This window comes from Methylobacterium sp. WL9, from assembly GCF_008040035.1.
Lineage (GTDB): Bacteria > Pseudomonadota > Alphaproteobacteria > Rhizobiales > Beijerinckiaceae > Methylobacterium > Methylobacterium thuringiense.
The window spans coordinates 1-17,152 of sequence record NZ_VRVE01000085.1 but is presented as its reverse complement, the minus strand read 5'-3'; the positions used below and the strand labels follow the sequence as shown (position 1 = coordinate 17,152).

The following is a 17,152-nucleotide window of genomic DNA, read 5'->3' as shown; positions in this document are numbered from 1 at the left end:
GGCCCGGACGTCCAGGGTCGCCGTGACGCTGTCCGTGCCGGTGTCGATCCGGGCGAGCTGCCCGGCCTCCTGGCTGGCGACGAAGACCGAGGCGGCGGAGGCGGGAGAGGGCAGGGCGGCGAGCAGGCTGAGCAATAGCGCCGTGCCGAACCGGGCGGATCGCATCGCTGCGGCCGGTCCTCGTCCCGCACCGTCATCGCGAGCCGCAGGCGAAGCGATCCAGGGCCACACTCGCCACGTCGGCGCGTTGGCCCTGGATTGCTTCGTTCCGCTCGCAATGACGGGTGGGCATTCTTCCGCCTCTCCTCTCGATCCTGGGAAGGAGTGGGAGGTGGGGGTGGGTCCGCCGGGCTCCGATGCAGACAAGCGGAACCACCCCCACCCCTGGTCCCTCCCCACAAGGGGGAGGGGAACGAGGGAGGTGCTTCGCCCGTCCTTTGCTCCCACGAGACTCATTGGGTCGCGGCGCCCTCGACCTTGGCCTTCAACCCCTTGAGGCCATCACCGAAAAAGGCGTTCATCGCCGTCTTGCCGGCCTCGTCGGAGAGGTTCTCGGGCGGCTCGTTGCCAGTGTCGCCCCGGTAGAAGCGGCCCATCCATGCCACCTTCGAGCCCTCGCCGTCGGGGCTCACGGTGAGTGTCGCGGAGTAGGACGAGACCGGCAGCGCCTTCAGGTCGGCATCGCCCGAGCGATAGGAATAGGTGAAGCCCTCGGCCTTGTATTCGTCGAGGCTCTCCTTGAGGACGCCGCCGTTCTTGAGGGTGATCGTGCGGGTGCCGCCGTCCTTGCTCCCCTTGTCGCCCTCGCTCTTCTCGACGGCGGGGTGCCAGGCCTTGATGCCGGAGAAATCGCCGACGACCTTCCAGACCGCGTCCGGCTTGGCCTTGATGGTGATGGATTGGTCGATCTTCTGCGGCGTTGGGCCGTGGGCGAGGGCGGCGGTCGCGGCCAGGGCGAGGACGATCGCGGGTGTCGCAAGACGCATGGTTCAGGCTTTCTTCCAGCGGAGGGGACGGGAGCCGCCCCGCCGCACCAGCGCACGCAGCGGCCGGACGGCGAAGACGGCGAGCAGCAGCGCCAGGGCGGCGCTGCCGAGGAGAGGGCGGAGATCGAGGCTGCCGGGAAGCGGGCGGGGCGTGCCGGCGTCGAGCAGCGGCCGCAGCAGGCCGCCGGGGCCGTCGAGATGGGCGTAGGCGAGGCCGGTCTCGCCCGCGAGCGTCTTCAGGTACGGCTCGCGCACGGAGGACAGGTGCTCGGTGCCCTTCGCGGCCGTACCGCCGAAGGGGGCGTTGCGGGCGTCGTAGCCGGGGCGGTTCTCGGCGTCGGTGGGCGGAGGCCCGAAGCGATTCTCCTGCTGCACGTCGGTCTCGCCGTAGAAGCCGGTCTCGCGCCCGCGATCGTCGAATTTCGGGATCTGCGCGAGCGCGGTGCCGCCCGCCCCGACGATCAGCCCGCGCACGGCCCCGGCCTTGCCCTCGTAGCTCGGGCCGCCGATGCTCGGGAGCGGCGGGGCCTCTTGCCCGTCGGTGATGAAGACGAGGTCGGTGCCGAGGCTCGCCGCCATCTCGATGGAGCGGAACAGTCCGGCCGAGATGCGGCTGTCGCCCTCCCAGGCCATGCGCCAGTCGAGCGACCCCAGCGCCCCGTCGAGGGGCGAGAAGTCGCGGCAGACCTCGATCGGCGTGAACAGCAGGAAGGGGCGGCGCTCGGTGAAGATCGCCAGCGCGAGCCGCGAGCCGCACGGCAGCTGGCTCACGAGTTCGCGCAGGGCCGCCTTGGCGGTGTCGAGACGGCTCGCCGCGGTTCCGTCGGCGCGCTGGTAGTCGCGCACGTTCATGCTGCCCGTGATGTCTACCACGGCCAGCATCTCTATGCCGTCCCGGGTGAGCGGCACGGTCCGCACCGCGAAGGTCGCCAGGACTAGACCCGTCACCACGGCAAGCGCCTGCAGGCGACGATCGCACAGGTTGTGGACGAGGGCGCTTCTCACGGTGCGCCCCGCGGCTGGCCGGGAATGTCCGTCCAGATCTTCTTGGGCTCCGCCTTCAGGTCGTCGCCGTGCTTGCGGTCGAAATCCGGAAAATCCCGGATGAGGCGCGAGGCGACGTCGAGATTGAACTTCGCGTCCCAGAACTCGGGCCGCGCCTGCAGCGCCCGCCGGTAATCCTGCCGCGCCAGGATCACCAAAGGCCCGGCCGGATCGATGTCGTTCCGCGTCAGATGCTCGAAGGCCTGCCGCAGGCGGGAATTCGCCATCGCGTAGCGCGCCCGGGCGGAGACATCTGCTTCCTCGCGCCGTTCCAGCGTCTGGACCAGCCCCTCCGCCTCCTCCAGCCGGTCGCGGCGGGACAGGACCTGAATACGGGCGAGCAGGACCTGGGAGGGCGCCTCGGCGCCGACCGCGACATCCTTGTTCTGCGCGAGGTCGGCAATGGTCCGGTTCGCCTGCGCCGTGCGCCAAGCCATTGCCGCGCAAGCGAGAGCTGCGGCGGCGAGCACGATCGGCAGGGCGAGGAGGAGGGCGGGGCGGGCGCGGCCCCAGGCGCCGGAGAGACGCCCTTGCAGCGATCCGCGCGGGCTGGGACCCGAGAGGGCGAAGGGACCTGAGCTCATGCGGCGAGCCTTCGCTCTTCGGTGATGTCCCGGGGTGTCGGCGAACGTGTCATCCGGCGGCGCTCGGCCCGTCCCGGATCGGCTTCCAGGAGCTTGCCCGCGAGCAACACCAGCAGCCCGAAAGCCGCCAACGCGTAGGCGAAGGGCGTCAGGTCCCGGCGAGGGCGTTGCTCCGTATAGGGAATCGGATCCCGCTCGAGGCTCTCGATCTGGCGGATCGCCTCGGCCACGGCCTCCGGCCCCTCGGCCTCGAAGGCGCGGTAGGGCGTGCCGAGGCTCTTGAAGAACAGGTCGAGATGGCGCTCGGGGGCGGCCTGAGGGGTGTCCTCGCCGGCAGGCTTGTCGCGGATCGAGGGCGAACCCTTGGTGCGCAAGAAGAGCCAGTAGAGGTTCGGCCGGATCTTCGCGAACTCGGCGCGCAGGGCGCCCTGGATCTTCGGATCGATCACGGCCGCGCCGTCGGAGACCAGCAGCACCGCACGGGAGATCGAGGCCGCCTCCGCCCCGAATTGCGAGAGCGCCATGGCCAAACCGCGGGCGACGTTGGTGTAATCGAGGCCGGGCCGGTCGATGGCGCCGATGGCGGCGCGGACGGCGTCGTGGCGGTCGGTCATCGGCACGACGAGCATCGGTGCGGTCGAGAAGGCCGTGACCGCGAACTGGTCGTGCGCGCGGCTGCCGACGAAGTCGCCGAGCAGACGACGGGAGGCCGCGGCCTTCGACTCCTCGGCTCCCGAGGGCTGCTTGCCAGCGAATGTCTCGTTCATGGAGCCCGAGCGGTCGATCAGCATCGAGACCTGTGCGCCGATGCCGGTGCGGGTCACCGTCTCGCCGGAGCGGTAGGGGCCGGCGAGCGCCAGGATCAGGCCCCCGATCGCGAAAAGACCCGCAAGCTTCAGCGCCCAGCCGATCGCTCGCGACACACCGTCGAACGGCACGGCGGCGATGGCGGAGACGGCCGTCCGGCGCTGGCTCGACGCGACGAGCGGCAGAAGCGCCAGCGGCAGCAGCCACAGGACGAGGGGCAGGGTCGTGCCGAAGCGGGAGAGCAAGGTCATCGCTCAGCCTCCCGCCGTCCGCTCGGCTGCGGCGAGATCCCTGGCCACCGTTTCCGCGTCGCGCAGCGACCATTGGCTGCGCGCTGCGGACGTTTCGCGGCCGAAAAAGGCGAGCCGCGAAGCCGTGAAGAAGCCGGCGAGACCGCTCTGCTGCGGCCGATAGGCGGGATGCCGGTCGAGGAAGGCCGGCAGGTCGTCGGCAAGCACGCGCCGCCCGTCCGTTTCATCGAGCCCGCGATGGAGCGCGATCAGCGACTCGCGATAGGCGGCATCTTGGTCGGGCCGTCGCGCGAGGATGCGCAGGCTGCGCTGGACCCCTGCGAAGGCGCGGCCCCGGCGTTTGCCGAACGGAATCCAGGCGCGGTCGCGTGCAAGCAGAGCGAGTGTCAGCAGCGCAAGGGCCGCGAAGGCCCCGGCCCAGCGCAGCAGGGGCGCCATGTCCATCGGCGCGGCACGCCCGTCCGGCCGCATGTACTCGGTCGGGTCCTCGCGTGGGGGCGGCTGCACCTCGCGCAGGGGCGACACGTTGATCGACCAGGCCGGCACCTGCGCTTTCGCCGTCGTCACGCCGTCCTTACGCTCGCTCGCGACGGTGAGCGCGAAGCCCGGGATTTCCAGGGCGCGGGCGTCGAGCGCCGCGTAGAACGACTGGTAGGTGAGGTTGAGGCGGATGCGCCGTGCATCGCCCTGAGCGGTGCTCTCGATCGCGATATCCCGGAGGTCGAGCCAGTAGGTCACCGGGCCGGGCTGCGGCAACGAGGCGGCCTGCACGGCGAAGCCGTCGTCGACGACGATGTCGACCTGAACCCTCACGAGGTCGCCGACGAAGTAGCCGAAGGGGCGCGGCGTCCGCACTTCCACCGAGCGCACCTGCGCCTGCAGGGTGTCCGGAAGGGCGATCAGAACGAGGAGAAGGAACGCGAGGCGCAGCATCATCGCCTCAGGTCGTCATGAGGTGGCGGCTCAGCATCTCGGCGTCGAAGCGGGCTTCGAGCCGGAAGGGCGAGCGGCCATAGGTCGAAGCGATCCGGCGCAGGGTGTCGAGGCGCTCCCGCTCCCGCGCATGCCAGCGCCGGCGCAGGCTCGGGCGCATGAACACGGTCCGCCTGCCGCCGCCTTCGAGATCGTCGAACTCCATCAGCCCGAACGACGGTAGCGCCTCGTCTTCGGACGCATCGGCGAGGAGCACCGGCACGACGTCGTGCAGGGCAAGTCCCGAAAACACCTGTTCGATGAGCGCCTCGGGCCAGCGAAAATCGGAAATCACGAAGACGAGCTTCGGCCGTCCGGCGAGCCGGCGCGGAACCTCCGCCAGTCCACGCGCGCTCGCACCCCGGCAGTGCATGTCGCCGATCCGGGCGGCATGCTCCATCGCGATCCCCTGCCGGCGGGTAGCCGGCAAAAACACGTCCTCACGGATCGCGTCGTCGCAGCCGATCAGACCGAAGGCATCGCCGATACGCGTCGCGGAGGTGGCGAGGCCGGTGCAGAGATCGGCAACGAGCGCCATGCGGTCGGCCTCACCGCGGAAGCGCATGGAGGCGGACAGGTCGACGAGTGCCCAGACTTCGATCGCGGTGCGCGTCTCGAAGCGGCGGACATAGGTGCCCTCGAACGGATCGCGCAAAGTCGCGCGGATGTCGATGCGGCGCGCATCCGGCAACCGCAGGAACGGCACCTGATCGCGAAACGTGCCGAGCCCGCCGGCATCGCGGCCGCGGTGGGCGCCGACGACGCTGCCGCCCGGCCGCCAATGGGGAAGATAGACGACCTCGCCCGTGCTCACGGTGCCGGCACCGTCTCGAACACCGCGCGGATCAGGCCCGGCACGATGGTCTCGCGGCGCATCTCGTAGACCGGCTCGAGGAAGACGCGGTGGGCCATCACCTCGGGGAACACGTCGCGGATGTCCTCCGGCACGAGGAACTCGCGGCCTTCGAGCCAGGCGCGAACGCGGGCGGCACGGACCAGGAAGGCGAGACCGCGGGGCGAAGCGCCGCCCTTGATCAGTGCCGTCATGTCGACGCCGGGCAGGCGGATGCCGGCCTCGGCGGGCCGTACCAAGGCCTCCCATAGGGCGACGACGTAGGCTTCGATCTCCGGCGATGCCTTGATCGAGTGCTGGATCGCGTTCGCGATACCCGAGACGGCAGCATGGTCGATGACGCTGGCCTCGATGGCTTCGACCAGGGCATCGGTGTCGTGGAAGCGAGGATCGAAGACGAGGTCGCGGCGAGCCTGAGCATCACGCGGGGCCTCCATCCCGATCTCCATCAAGAAGCGGTCGCGGGCGGCTGCCGGAAGTTCGAAGGTTTCTTCGCGCTCGACGCGGTTGCGGTCGGCGAAGACCTGGAGATCGGGGAAGTGATACTCGCGATTGAAGGCGGTGAGGCTGCGCTCGGCCATCAGGCGCAGCAGCAGCGAATGCACTTGTGGCCGGGCGCGGTTGATCTCGTTGAAGAAGAAGACCGACAGGTCCTCGGCCTTGCGCAGGACCGGGCCGGGCTCGACCCGCGGGCGGCCGTCGTCGGCGAGGTAGGTGTGATAGATCAGGTCGGAGGGCATCATGTCGACGGTGCCTTCGACCCGCTCGTAGGCGCCGCCGAGCGCCCGGGCGACGGCCCGCAGCAGGGTCGTCTTGCCAACGCCGACATCGCCTTCCAGCAGCACGTGACCGCGGGCGAAGATCGCGATCGTCACGAGGCGGACGGCGCGTTCCTGCCCGACGACGGCCTTGCCGACCTCGCACTGGAAGCGGGCGGCGGTGTCGCGCCAATCGGTGAGCATCGCGTCGCCGTGGCGAATGGTGTTCATTGTCCTGAACCCTGGATTTTCTTGGCCTCCGTCCGAGGCGTCCGCGTGTCGCCGGAGCTTTACGGTTGCAAGGCGGACAATGCTCTCCTCCCCCTTGTTGGGAGGAGTTGGAGGTGGGGGCGGCTCCGCCTGCCTCCGACCGAGGCAAGCGGAACCACCCCCACCCTCGATCCCTCCCCACAAGGGGGAGGGAAGGTGTCACGGTCGGTCGCCGCGGGAACTGAAGACCCGACGGCTCTCCGCGCTTTCAGTTCGCCGAGGAGAACTTGGCGATGTCGTATTCGAACTTGCCGGTCTTCTTGGCGTTCTCGACGCGCTGCTTGTTGCGGTCTTCCATCTGCTTGATGGAGTCGGCCTGCTTAGCGACCTCCTTCGGGTCGTGCTTCGGGTCGTACTTCGAACCCGCGACCTTGTCGGGGAAGCCGGGCTTCGGCTCCCAGCAATTGCCGGCCGCCTTGCACTTCTGGCCGTCATAGGCCACCGCCGGCAGCGCCAGCGCCGAACCGACCACGATCGCCGCAGCGTAAACGAATGTCCGCATGATCATTCCTCCGTCTCTTCCCTGGTTGCGGCTCGGGCGCCGCTTATTCGTCGCGCCTGACCTACGCGACGTGCTCTTCGAGAACGATCATTCCAGCGGCTTGCACTGGCCTTTCTCGTCCTTCGAGAAGGTCTCGCCCTCTTTGTAGGGCTTGTAAGCTTTCTTCTGCTCGGCGCTGAGCCAGACCGCGTCCTTGGCCGGCCCCGTGTAGAGGTGCCGCACCCAGGTCACGACCTGCAGGATCTCGTCGGGGTTCAGGTTCTCGTTGTGCGGGCCCATCATGCCGTTGGCGCCGCCGAATATCGTCGAGAACAGTCCCTTATCTTCGGTGTTGGACGGATAGGTCCAGTAATTGTCATTGAGGCCGGGCCCGAGCTTGCCCTCCGCCAGATGGCCGTGGCAACCGGAGCAAGACGTCGCGAACAGGCTCTGGCCATTGCGCAGGCAAGACTTGTCCTCGAGATAGATGTTCTCTCCGGTCTCGAGGAACTTCTTGACCCCAGCTGTATCGCGGCCGCCTTCCTTACCCTGCGAGGTATCGAGGGTCTCGCCCGTCACGGTGTTCTGAAGGACGACCCCGGAACTCGGGGCGGATTGCGGCTGGGCGAAGGCGGGCAGGCTCACCGAGGCGGCGAGTAGCCCGAGAAGTGCAGCAAAACCCGTGTGTTTCAGCGTCATCGGTGTCTTTCGGTGCTCCGGTCCGATCCTCCGGCGGGGTCGTTCGCGCCCCGATCCGGAGTGGAATGCGTTGTGTCTGATCGAGCGAGGGTGGGTTCGCTCAGTTCGAGGCCGGCGTGGTCGGCACGCCCTCGTCCTTGAGGATCGCCTCGATCTTCGGCTTCGCCTTTGCGATGCCGGCGTCGAGGGCGTCGCGCAGGGCTTCGTCCCCCTTCCGCACGCCCATCGACTGGTCGAAGCTCTGCGGCATCTTCTGGCCGTCGCTGCGGACGGTGTCGTCGGGCACCAGCGTCATGCGCAGCGGCGTCGAGGATTCCTTGACGTAGCGGCCGACATCGGGCGCGAAGGCGACGGCGACGTCGGCCTTGTTGGTGGCGACTTCCGTGACCATCCGGCCGGAATCGATCTGGGTGTACTGGTTTCGGGCGGCCCGGAAGTTCACGAGCGAGTAGAGGTAGGCCATGTCCTCTTCGTAGCGCCCGATATCCTTGAGCATCGCCTCGCTCGGGGTGCCGAAGCCGACGACCATGTGGTCGACGCTCTTCAGGCGCGGATCGGCCCAGGACTTGATGTCGAGGTCCTTGTCGGCGCGGGTGATGAAGACGTAGCCGCTGCGATAGTAGGGCTTGGTGGTCAGCACGCGCGGATCGTCGCTGTCGAGACCGACGACGACATCGCAGAGCTTCTTCTCCAGGCCGTCGCGCACGAGGTAGATCGCGGCCTTGGAATTCCACACGAACTGGGGCTTGCGGCCCATGGCCTCGGCCACGGCGGCCGCGATCTTGTTCTCCAGGCCCGAACCGTCCTTCATCGAGAGCGGCGGCTGCTTTTCGGAGGCGCAGATGCGCAGAACCGAGGGGTCGGCCGGTGCGGCGTCCGCAGCCCTGGCCGGAGCCGTCGTGGTCTCGGAGGGAGGAACCTGCGCCTCGGACTCGCCGGCCGCGCGCGCGGCGGTTCCGGCTGCGAGGGCGAGAAGGGCCGCGGCGGAAACCGCAGCGAGATGTCGTCCAGTGACGAACCGCATGGTCTTGGAAACCCGTTTCCTCGTTGATCGTCTTTGCGGTTTGGGCGCGCGGCCGGGGTGGCGTTCCCCGAAGACCGTCGTTCATGCCGTTCCGCGTGGGAGGCTCCGCAGGTTCAAGACGAACCCGCGAAGCCCCATCGTTCAGGTCGACTTACTTGGAGACGAACTCACCGACGTTCGGGTCGTCGTAGGGACCCTTGCCGTTGAGGGAGAACACCACCACGCCGCCGCCCATCTGGGTGTAGTTGGCGAGCTTCTTGAAGGCGCCGACCGCGCCGAGACCGGCGGTCGGATCCTGAAGGTCGAACACTAGGCCGACACCCGGCCAGCCGCCGACGCCGTACATGATGGCGACGTACTGATCGCCCTTGTGGGTGTAGGTCATCGGGTAGCCGATGGCGCCGGACGGCAGCTTGAACTTCCAGAGAAGGTCGCCGTTGTCGGAGTCACGGGCCTTGATGTAGCCGTCCAGCGTTCCGTAGAGGACGAGGTCGCCGGCAGTCGCCGTCGTACCGCCCCAAACGGCGAACCGCTCCATCTTCTCCCAATTGAACTTGCCGGTGATCGCGTTGTAGCTCTTGATCTGGCCAAGTCCTTCGTAGTTCTGGCGGTCACCCTTCGGGCCCGGGTACATGTTCAGCGTCGCACCGACGAAGAACTGACCTGCGCGGTACGGAAGCATGAAGGGCTCCCAGTCCATGCAGATGTGGTTGATGCCCATGAAGAAGGCTTCACGCTTCGGGTCGTAGGAGTCGTGACCCTGGTTGTGATAGCCCATCGCCGAGGGACAGATGTCCTTGGCGAGGTGGTCCATGCGGGTGCCGTACTCGGGATCGCGCACCGGGGTGCCCGTCTTCAGGTCGACGGACTTGAACACGTTGACGGTGTCGTCGATCTTGTTGGCCGAGACCAGCGAGCCGTCGGTCCGGTCGAGCGTGTAGACGATGCCGTTGCGGTCCGGGTGGGTGAGAAGCTTGCGCATCTTCCCATCCTTGTCCTTCTGCTCGGACAGCATCATCACGTTGACGCCGGCGTAGTCCCACTCGTCGTGCGGCGTCTTCTGGTAGCCGAAGTGAGCCTCACCCGTATCGGCGTCGCGGCCGAAGATGGTCATGGTCCACTTGTTGTCGCCGGGACGCATGGTCTCGTTCCACGGCGCCGGGTTGCCGGTGCCGAAGTAGATCATGTTGGTGCCCGGATCGTAGGCGTACCAGCCCCAGTTGGTGCCGCCGCCGATCTTCCAGGCATCGCCCTCCCACGTCGCCGTGCCGAGGTCCTTCTGGCCGTAATGGGGGTTCTTGATGTTGAAGTCGGAAGCCAGCAGCAGGTCCTTGTCGGGACCGGTCGCGTAGGCGCGCCAGACCTGGGCACCGGTCTTCACGTCGTAGGCGGTGAGATAGCCGCGCACGCCGAGCTCGGCGCCCGAGGAACCGATGATCACCTTGTCCTTCACGACGTAGGGAGCGATCGTCAGGGTCGAGCCGACCTTGATGTCCGAGTTCTCGATCTTCCAGACCGTCTCGCCGGTTTCGGCGTTGAGCGCTGCGACGTGGCCGTCGAGCTGGGTCTTGAGGATCAGGCCCGGGGTCTTGCCGTCGCCGGGCCAGTAGGCGAGGCCGCGGTTGACGAGGTCGCAGCAGGCCACGGCGCGAGCGGCCGGGTTCTGCTTCGGCTTGTCCTGCCAGAGGATCTTGCCCGGATCGTCGAGACCGAGGGCGAAGGTGTAGTTCGGGAACGAGGTGTGGATGTACATCTTGCCGTCGACGACGAGCGGTGCACCCTCGTGACCGTTCAGCAGGCCGGTGGAGAACGTCCACGCCGGGCGCAGCTGCTTCACGTTGCTTTTGTTGACCTGCTTCAACTCGCTGTAGTTGTTTGAGTCGTAGTTCTTGCCGGGCATGACCCAGTTGTCATCGCTCTTCGAGAGTGTGACGAGCTTGTCGTCGGCCGCAGCCGCGATGCTCGACGCGGCGATCGGCGCGAACGCCACCACCGCCAACAGAGAAACCGAACTTAAGAGTCTGCTCATCCTGCGTCTCCTAGCCTGTCCGCCGCGTCTTTCGACCTCGCGGCCATGCGTGGCTATTTCCCTCACGGAGCGGAAGCACATCTCAATTGACCTTCGCCTTTACGGCTTGGTCTATAAGATCCAGCTAAGAATAACCGGTCTTATAAGAGATTTATTACTGCCTCTCGTCCTGTCATTTCTAGGCAGCACCGTGGACAAAAGTCTTTAGACACTTCGACATTTGTAGGCGGGAGCAACTGGCATTGACGCGCAGGGCAATGCGTAATGCTTCCTCTGCGCCCGTCTCGTGCTTGACGGTCCGACCTGTCCGTCGCACCACTTTGCCGGACGGTCCGGGGGGAGGTTCCGGCCGTCGGGGTGGAGTGGGCTGATGTTGCCACGGCCAGGGCGCGGGCAAGGTCTAGGCGGAATGCGACGTCTTCGCAGTCGCGAGATTTTACGCCGCGGCGCGTTCGTTCGGCTGCGTATGCTCGGAAATACTTGGATTAACCGCGCATCCGCTGCTTCGCGCTGCAACACGATCGTGGGCCGCGCGTGGCTTTCGGCGGCAACGCCCATTCTCTCCGGGCTGCTTGCAATGGGGATTCTCGGCGGCGGGATTGCGGTCGCCGCGCTCTATCCCCATGACGGCCGGCGCGACATGACCGGGGCCGACAATCAGCGTTATCTCGGCGCCGGCGTGCTGTATTGCCGGCGTCCGGACGGGGTGCCGCAAAAGGCCGCAGCGGCCTGGCTGATCGGCGATCCGTCGCTCGTCGTCCTGAATGCCCACAATTTCCGCAACCGGCGCATGGAGACGACCCGCGAAGTCTCGGACTGCTTCTTCCAGATCGGCGGCCGTAACCATGTTTTCGAATCGGGCAGTCTGCGACTCGGGACGCCGCCGGACGCCCGCTCGCTCCACATCACCGACGATTGGGCGATCCTGCGGCTGGCGATCCCGGTGGCAGGGCTCCTGCCGCAACCGGTTCCCGATGCTTCCGACCTGCCGACGGGAACCGCGGAGCGTCCCGTGGTCATGGTCTCCCCCGGCGGCCACGAGAACTATCGTGGCCCCAGCAGCCTGGAGATCTGCTTCGTGCGGCAGATCGATCCGCCGAGCGAGGACGAGATCCGCCGCGTCCGCCACGATTGTAACGACGGCTTCGGCGGATCCGGGTCGGGCCTGTTCGACGAGACCGGCCGGCTGCTGGCCATGCAGAGCGCCTCGCTCTCGATGAACGCGCGCCGGCCCTTCGACATCGAGTTCCACTACGGCTCTGCTCTGCTGTTCGAGGGCGATCTGCTCAAGGCGATCCGCGAGGAGATCGTGGCGATCGCCGGAACGACCCGCGTAACCCGCTGACGGTGCCGATGCCGTCGCGGCGGTGAATGTCGTCACGGGTTTCGAGCGCGGCGGGGTCGCGTCGCCAGCGCCCTCAAATCCGCCTCAAAGCGGAGCCATTCCTCGACGGCTCCGCCATGTCCTCGCGAAGCCCCAATCCTTGCGACGCCCCGGGCGATTCGCGTTTGTCGCCGGGCGGTGCATGCGTCCCCAGAGCCGGATTTCTTCAGTCGCACGGTCGGTCTTTTGCTTCGTCGTCCTTGCGGTCTGCCTCGGCGGCCCGGCCACGGCGCAGCAGGACAAGGCCTCCGCTCCGATTCCGCCCTCGACGCTCGCGTTGATCAAGGCCAGGGGAAGCAGCGCCGAAGCGCCGATCCTGCTCCGCGCCTATAAGAAGGAATCCGAGATCGAGGTCTGGAAGCGGGCGGGCAACGGCCGCTTCGTCTTCATCAAGACCTATCCGATCTGCCGCTGGTCGGGACAGCTCGGACCGAAGACCAAGACCGGCGACCGGCAGACGCCGGAGGGGTTCTACACCGTGGCCAAGAGCCAGATGAACCCGAACTCGCATTACTACCTGTCCTTCGACGTCGGTTACCCGAACGCCTACGACAAGGCACACGGCTACACGGGCTCGGCGGTGATGGTGCACGGCATCTGCTCGTCGATGGGCTGCTTCGCCATGACGGATACGGTCGCGGGCGAACTTTTCGCCGTCGCGCGCGAAGCCTTCTCCGGAGGTCAGACGGCGTTCCAGTTCCAGTCGTTTCCGTTCCGGATGAGCGCCGCCAACATGGCCCGCTACCGCAGCGATGCGAACATCGCCTTCTGGCGCCAGCTCAAGGAAGGCTCGGACCGCTTCGAGGCGACGGGCCAGGAACCCGTGGCGACCGTGACGGCCGGCCGATACGCCTTCGCGCCTCTGAAGGACAAGGAGCAGGAGGCGCTGGCCGGCGCACGTGTGAAAGAGGAGGCGGCCCATGTCGCGAGCCTCGTCGAGGACGGGGCCGCCGCCGTGCGCACGACCTATTCCGACGGCGGGCAGCATCCGTTCTGGGCGGCACTGATCAGCCGGGGAGTCCCGGTCGGCGAGGTCAGCCGGCCCGAGGCTCTGGCCTATGCCGGCCAGGAGGTCGTGCTGATCCCGGCCCGGCGGAAGGCTCCGCCGATCTCACCGCTGCCCGAAGCCGTCTGGGCGGCCGCGATCGCCACGGGCACCCCGTTTGCGAACGTGCGGACCCGGAACTTCGTCCCACCCTATGAGACGCCGGTGCCGCGCTTCGCGTTCGAGATCGCACCGGACTATGCCGCGAAGCCCCCGTTGCTCCTGCGCGGCCCGGCCGAGGGCCTGCTTGCCGCCCCGGCCTTTACCGGCACGCGGCCCCTCGTCGACATCGTTGCGCAAAAGTGACACGGCCGGGCTTCACGGGCCCTCCTTCACGGTGTCGTGTGCGTGCCCGCACACGGACCGGAATAGCCGCCGCCTATCTCTTCCTTGTAAGGATTTTACAGAGGTACCGGCTATCTTGGCCGCAATTGAACCCATGTCGACGCGACGGAAAGTGCTCGCCGGAAACGGCCGGAGCGACTGGTACAGGCGCATGAACACGACGAGTCCCGCAACGGACGATGCGCTCACCCTGCGTTTCTGGGGTGTGCGCGGCTCCACGCCGGTGAGCGGCCCCGAATACGTCGAGTTCGGCGGCAATACGCCCTGCCTGGAAATCCGCTGCGGCGGCCGTCTCTTCGTCCTCGATGCGGGCTCGGGACTGGGAGCCTTCGGGCGCAACAATGCCGACGGGTTGCCGCAGGAGATCGACCTGCTGTTCAGCCACCTGCATCTCGATCACACCGCCGGCCTGCCGTTCTTCAAGCCCGCCGTGTTCGACGAGACGCGCACGATCCATACCTATTGCGGCAACCTCGACGGCGCCTGTGCTGCGGAAGCACTCGGTCGGTTGTTCTCGCCGCCGCTGTTTCCGGTCGAGCTCGACGTGTTGCCCGTCACCATCAGGCATCACGGCTTCAAGGCGGGCGAGCCGCTGACCTTCCCCGACGGTACGCGCGTCGACACCATCCTGCTGAACCATCCCCAGGGCTCGGTGGGTTACCGGTTCGACCACGGCGGCAAGCGCCTGTGCGTCATCAGCGACATCGAGCACACCGATCCCTGGCCGGATCCCGCGCTCCTGGCCTTCGTCGAGGGTGCCGACCTGATCGTCTACGACGGCATGTTCACCGAGGGTGAGTATTGCCGCTGTGCGGGCTGGGGCCATTCGACCTGGCAGAAGGGCATCGAGCTGGCGCAGGCCGCCCGCGCCAAGGCGTTGGCGATCATCCACCTGCACCCGGCCCATACCGATGCCCAGCTGCGCAAGGTCGAGGCGGACATGCAGGCGGTGATGCCGAGTTCCTTCATCGCCCGCGAGCGCCAGGCGGTGGATGTCGGCGCCGCGGCCGTGCCGTCGCGCCCGCAACTGGCTCTGGCATTGACTGCCTGACACCGAGAGGCGCGGCGATCGAGCCGTCGCCTTTGCGACTGCACGCCAGTCTGACTTGGATCGTCCGACGTCGCCTGGGAGCCGTATCCGATCGCATCGGCTCGGCGGCTCTAAGGTTCTGTTTTTGCCACACATTTTTTCGACCAACCGAGATCCACTCGATCGGAAAGCGCTCTAACGCTGCGCCAGCCCAGGTCGTTTCTCGATCTCCGCCAGCAGGATCCCCTCGGTGAGGATCTGCGGAAGCACGCTCGCTTCCGCCTTGCCGCGATAGAGCAGGTAGAGCGGCACGCCGCTCCGGCCGTAGCGCTCGAGAAGCGCGGTGATCTCGGGGTTCTGGTTCGTCCAGTCGCCCCGCAGCAGCACGACGTCGTTGGCGCGGAAGGCCTGCCGGACCCGGTCGCGGGACAACGCCGTGCGCTCGTTGATCTGGCAGGTGATGCACCAGGCCGCCGTCATGTCGACGAACACGGTGCGCCCATCCGCGCGAAGGGCGTCGAGGCGGGCCTGCGTGAACGGCTCGATGCCGTCCGCCGTCACCGTTCCGACGGGCGAAGCCCGGTCGCCGTCGAGCACCGCAACGAGGCCGGCCGTCGCAAGAAGGGCCGCCAACGCGGTGCCGCGGGCAAGCCCGCCGGCCCAGCCGCCTGCGAAACGCGCCCGCTCCCAGGCCCATGCGGCGAAGCCGACGAGGACGAGACCGACGAGTCCGGCGAGAAGGCCGTTGGGCCCGACCTGTTGCGCCAGCACCCAGACCAGCCATGCGACCGTGGCGTAGACCGGGAAGGCGAGCACGCCCTTGAGGGTGTCCATCCAGGCGCCGGGGCGCGGCATCAGGCGCAAGGCTTCAGGCCAGAGCGTTAGCGCCAGGAAAGGTAGCGCCAATCCGAGGCCGAGGCTCGCGAAGACGACGAGGCCCGCCGCCGGCGGCTGCGTCAGCGCGAAGCCCACCGCCCCACCCATGAACGGCGCCGTGCAGGGGGTGGCGACGAGGGTGGCGAGAACGCCGGTGAAGAACGAGCCCCGATAGCCCGAACGCCGCGTCAGCCCGTTGCCGAGTCCCGCGATGCCGCCGCCGACATGCACCACGCCCGAGAGGCTCAGCCCCATCGCGAGCAGCCCGTAGGCGAGGACGGCCACCACGATCGGCGATTGCAACTGGAAGCCCCAGCCGATGGTGGCCCCACCGGCCTTCAGCGCCATCAGCAGGCCGGCGAGCGCAAGGAAGCTCCCGAGCACGCCGGCCGTGTAGGCGAGACCGTGGATCCGCACGCGCATGGCGGATTCGCCCGCCTGCTTCACGAGGCTCAACACCTTGATCGAGAGGACGGGGAAGACGCAGGGCATCAGGTTCAGGATCAGGCCGCCGAGAAGCGCCAAGCCGGCTGCACTCCACAACGTCAGGGTTTCGTCGCCCGCCGGTGCGGGCATCGGCACGGCGGCTGACAGGGACTCCGATGGAGCGGCCATCGCGGCGGCGGGCGGCGGCGGTTCGCCGATGGCGAAGGCCCGGCGCGTGCCCCTGTCGATGAAGGTCAGCACGCCGGGCAGCTCTGCCGGCGGCTTGGCGGCATCACCCGGCTTCAGGGCGAGGTGCAGGCCGGAGGTGTCGACCGTGAGAGTCTGCGAGGCGGCGTTGTCGAGCACCGTCTCGCCGTAAGGAAAGAAGGCGGCTTCGCGGATCGCGTCCGGCTCGAGCCCGGCGTGATCGAGGCTCAGCACGACCGTGTCGCCCTCGCGCGTGAGGCGCGACGGCCAGGGCGAAGCCTCGGGCAGGGCCGCGCGGGCCTTGGCGAACAGGTCGGTCGAGGCCGGGTCTGGGGCCGGCGTCGCGCCGGCCGTGGCGACCGGCAGCGCAAGTTCGAGATCGGCCGAGCCCGGGATGCAGATCTCTTCGCAGACGAGGTACGACAGTTTGCCGGCGAGGCGTACCGATCCGCCGGAATAGTCTGCCGGCACGCTGACGGGGACGAGCAGCGTCACCTCGCCCTCGTAGCCGTAGTTCATCAGGGTCTGGACCGGCAGGCGCTCCGGCGCGGGCCATTCCACGGCACCGACGTTCACCCCTTGGGGAAGATCCCAGGCCATCTCCGGCGGCAGGCCCGAATCGCCGGGATTGCGCCAGTAGACGTGCCAGCCCGGCTTCATCGCCATGCGGATGCCGACCGTCACCGTCGTGCCGGGGGCGACCGCCGAGGGTTCGGCGACAAGGCGCGCCTGGACGAGGTCCTTCGGCTGCTTGGGGACGAGCGCCTGCGCACCGGTGAGGCCGGTGAGCAGGAGGGCAAGCGCGGTGAATGACCGGATCATCGCTGCAGCCTACTCGATAACGAACGTCCGGCGCAGGCCTTCCGCAGGTCGCCGCCGGACCGGGGCAGATGACGCCGCACCCTGCGAACCATCCCGGCCTGTCCTACGCGCGAAGGAGCCGGAGAGTTACGGGGGCTCGACCGGCCAGGGCTTTACGGCGCGTAGGCACGCACCTGCGTCGGCAGGCCGGGGACGATGGCCGACGGCGCACGCGCCACGGCGTCGGCGGGATCGGCGGCGTCGCTGCGCGAGCCTGCCC

General features: G+C 67.9%; 15 protein-coding genes. 3 read left to right on the top strand and 12 right to left on the bottom strand.

Annotated elements, in window-relative coordinates:
* Nucleotides 1-452: 452 nt before the first annotated feature.
* From FV217_RS18730 to FV217_RS18680, 11 genes are all read right to left on the bottom strand, one after another.
* Nucleotides 453-986: an SRPBCC family protein gene (locus FV217_RS18730; protein WP_147818743.1), complete on the bottom strand. Its 534-nt coding sequence runs from the start codon at nucleotides 984-986 to the stop codon at nucleotides 453-455.
* 3 nt (nucleotides 987-989) lie between these two features.
* Entirely contained in the window at nucleotides 990-1,952 is a 963-nt protein-coding gene (locus FV217_RS18725; RefSeq protein ID WP_238232185.1) for a vWA domain-containing protein, read from the bottom strand.
* 35 nt (nucleotides 1,953-1,987) lie between these two features.
* Nucleotides 1,988-2,614 (bottom strand): MxaK protein, encoded by a 627-nt coding sequence (locus tag FV217_RS18720; RefSeq protein ID WP_147818740.1) that lies wholly within the window; start codon nucleotides 2,612-2,614, stop codon nucleotides 1,988-1,990.
* Nucleotides 2,611-3,672 carry a vWA domain-containing protein gene (locus FV217_RS18715; RefSeq protein WP_147818738.1) on the bottom strand — a complete coding sequence of 354 codons (1,062 nt, stop codon included), beginning with the start codon at nucleotides 3,670-3,672 and terminating at the stop codon, nucleotides 2,611-2,613. The genes FV217_RS18720 and FV217_RS18715 overlap by 4 nt, the downstream gene beginning before the upstream one ends.
* 3 nt (nucleotides 3,673-3,675) lie before the next feature.
* Complete coding sequence (locus FV217_RS18710) at nucleotides 3,676-4,605, bottom strand: nonribosomal peptide synthetase MxaA (RefSeq protein WP_238232187.1); 930 nt, start codon at nucleotides 4,603-4,605, stop codon at nucleotides 3,676-3,678.
* Nucleotides 4,606-4,612: 7 nt separating this feature from the next.
* Nucleotides 4,613-5,458 carry a DUF58 domain-containing protein gene (locus FV217_RS18705; protein ID WP_147818734.1) on the bottom strand — a complete coding sequence of 282 codons (846 nt, stop codon included), beginning with the start codon at nucleotides 5,456-5,458 and terminating at the stop codon, nucleotides 4,613-4,615.
* On the bottom strand, nucleotides 5,455-6,486 hold the full coding sequence (locus FV217_RS18700) for a MoxR family ATPase (RefSeq protein ID WP_147818732.1): 1,032 nt from the start codon (nucleotides 6,484-6,486) through the stop codon (nucleotides 5,455-5,457). Before FV217_RS18700 ends, FV217_RS18705 begins: the two co-directional genes overlap by 4 nt.
* Nucleotides 6,487-6,733: 247 nt before the next feature.
* Nucleotides 6,734-7,027 carry a methanol dehydrogenase [cytochrome c] subunit gene (locus tag FV217_RS18695; protein WP_147818730.1) on the bottom strand — a complete coding sequence of 98 codons (294 nt, stop codon included), beginning with the start codon at nucleotides 7,025-7,027 and terminating at the stop codon, nucleotides 6,734-6,736.
* 87 nt (nucleotides 7,028-7,114) lie between these two features.
* A complete protein-coding gene (gene moxG / locus FV217_RS18690) occupies nucleotides 7,115-7,705 on the bottom strand; it encodes a cytochrome c(L), periplasmic (RefSeq protein ID WP_147818728.1) in 591 nt (196 codons plus the stop codon).
* Between the two features lie 100 nt (nucleotides 7,706-7,805).
* Entirely contained in the window at nucleotides 7,806-8,729 is a 924-nt protein-coding gene (gene moxJ / locus FV217_RS18685) for a methanol oxidation system protein MoxJ (protein WP_147818726.1), read from the bottom strand.
* A gap of 151 nt (nucleotides 8,730-8,880) precedes the next feature.
* Nucleotides 8,881-10,758: a methanol/ethanol family PQQ-dependent dehydrogenase gene (locus FV217_RS18680; protein WP_147818724.1), complete on the bottom strand. Its 1,878-nt coding sequence runs from the start codon at nucleotides 10,756-10,758 to the stop codon at nucleotides 8,881-8,883.
* 577 nt (nucleotides 10,759-11,335) lie between these two features.
* Here FV217_RS18680 and FV217_RS18675 point away from each other — a divergent pair.
* The 3 genes from FV217_RS18675 to FV217_RS18665 all read left to right on the top strand — a co-directional run bounded on the left by FV217_RS18675 (nucleotide 11,336) and on the right by FV217_RS18665 (nucleotide 14,583).
* Complete coding sequence (locus FV217_RS18675; protein ID WP_238232189.1) at nucleotides 11,336-12,103, top strand: trypsin-like peptidase domain-containing protein; 768 nt, start codon at nucleotides 11,336-11,338, stop codon at nucleotides 12,101-12,103.
* A 181-nt stretch (nucleotides 12,104-12,284) separates the two neighbouring features.
* The gene (locus FV217_RS18670) at nucleotides 12,285-13,493 is read left to right on the top strand and encodes a murein L,D-transpeptidase family protein (RefSeq protein WP_147818722.1); all 1,209 of its coding nucleotides are present in this window, start codon (nucleotides 12,285-12,287) and stop codon (nucleotides 13,491-13,493) included.
* A gap of 190 nt (nucleotides 13,494-13,683) precedes the next feature.
* Complete coding sequence (locus FV217_RS18665; protein ID WP_147818720.1) at nucleotides 13,684-14,583, top strand: MBL fold metallo-hydrolase; 900 nt, start codon at nucleotides 13,684-13,686, stop codon at nucleotides 14,581-14,583.
* 174 nt (nucleotides 14,584-14,757) lie between these two features.
* On the opposite strand, the gene FV217_RS18660 is transcribed toward FV217_RS18665, so the two are convergent.
* Nucleotides 14,758-16,893 carry a protein-disulfide reductase DsbD domain-containing protein gene (locus FV217_RS18660; protein ID WP_147818718.1) on the bottom strand — a complete coding sequence of 712 codons (2,136 nt, stop codon included), beginning with the start codon at nucleotides 16,891-16,893 and terminating at the stop codon, nucleotides 14,758-14,760.
* Between the last annotated feature and the right edge of the window lie 259 nt (nucleotides 16,894-17,152).

What these genes read in the sequence shown, in the direction of transcription:
- FV217_RS18730 (WP_147818743.1), bottom strand. Translation starts at nt 986, where the DNA reads ATGCGTCTTGCGACACCCGCGATCGTCCTCGCCCTGGCCGCGACCGCC.
- FV217_RS18720 (WP_147818740.1), bottom strand. Translation starts at nt 2,614, where the DNA reads ATGAGCTCAGGTCCCTTCGCCCTCTCGGGTCCCAGCCCGCGCGGATCG.
- FV217_RS18715 (WP_147818738.1), bottom strand. Translation starts at nt 3,672, where the DNA reads ATGACCTTGCTCTCCCGCTTCGGCACGACCCTGCCCCTCGTCCTGTGG.
- FV217_RS18710 (WP_238232187.1), bottom strand. Translation starts at nt 4,605, where the DNA reads ATGCTGCGCCTCGCGTTCCTTCTCCTCGTTCTGATCGCCCTTCCGGAC.
- FV217_RS18700 (WP_147818732.1), bottom strand. Translation starts at nt 6,486, where the DNA reads ATGAACACCATTCGCCACGGCGACGCGATGCTCACCGATTGGCGCGAC.
- FV217_RS18695 (WP_147818730.1), bottom strand. Translation starts at nt 7,027, where the DNA reads ATGCGGACATTCGTTTACGCTGCGGCGATCGTGGTCGGTTCGGCGCTG.
- moxG (WP_147818728.1), bottom strand. Translation starts at nt 7,705, where the DNA reads ATGACGCTGAAACACACGGGTTTTGCTGCACTTCTCGGGCTACTCGCC.
- moxJ (WP_147818726.1), bottom strand. Translation starts at nt 8,729, where the DNA reads ATGCGGTTCGTCACTGGACGACATCTCGCTGCGGTTTCCGCCGCGGCC.
- FV217_RS18680 (WP_147818724.1), bottom strand. Translation starts at nt 10,758, where the DNA reads ATGAGCAGACTCTTAAGTTCGGTTTCTCTGTTGGCGGTGGTGGCGTTC.
- FV217_RS18675 (WP_238232189.1), top strand. Translation starts at nt 11,336, where the DNA reads ATGGGGATTCTCGGCGGCGGGATTGCGGTCGCCGCGCTCTATCCCCAT.
- FV217_RS18670 (WP_147818722.1), top strand. Translation starts at nt 12,285, where the DNA reads ATGCGTCCCCAGAGCCGGATTTCTTCAGTCGCACGGTCGGTCTTTTGC.
- FV217_RS18665 (WP_147818720.1), top strand. Translation starts at nt 13,684, where the DNA reads ATGAACACGACGAGTCCCGCAACGGACGATGCGCTCACCCTGCGTTTC.
- FV217_RS18660 (WP_147818718.1), bottom strand. Translation starts at nt 16,893, where the DNA reads ATGATCCGGTCATTCACCGCGCTTGCCCTCCTGCTCACCGGCCTCACC.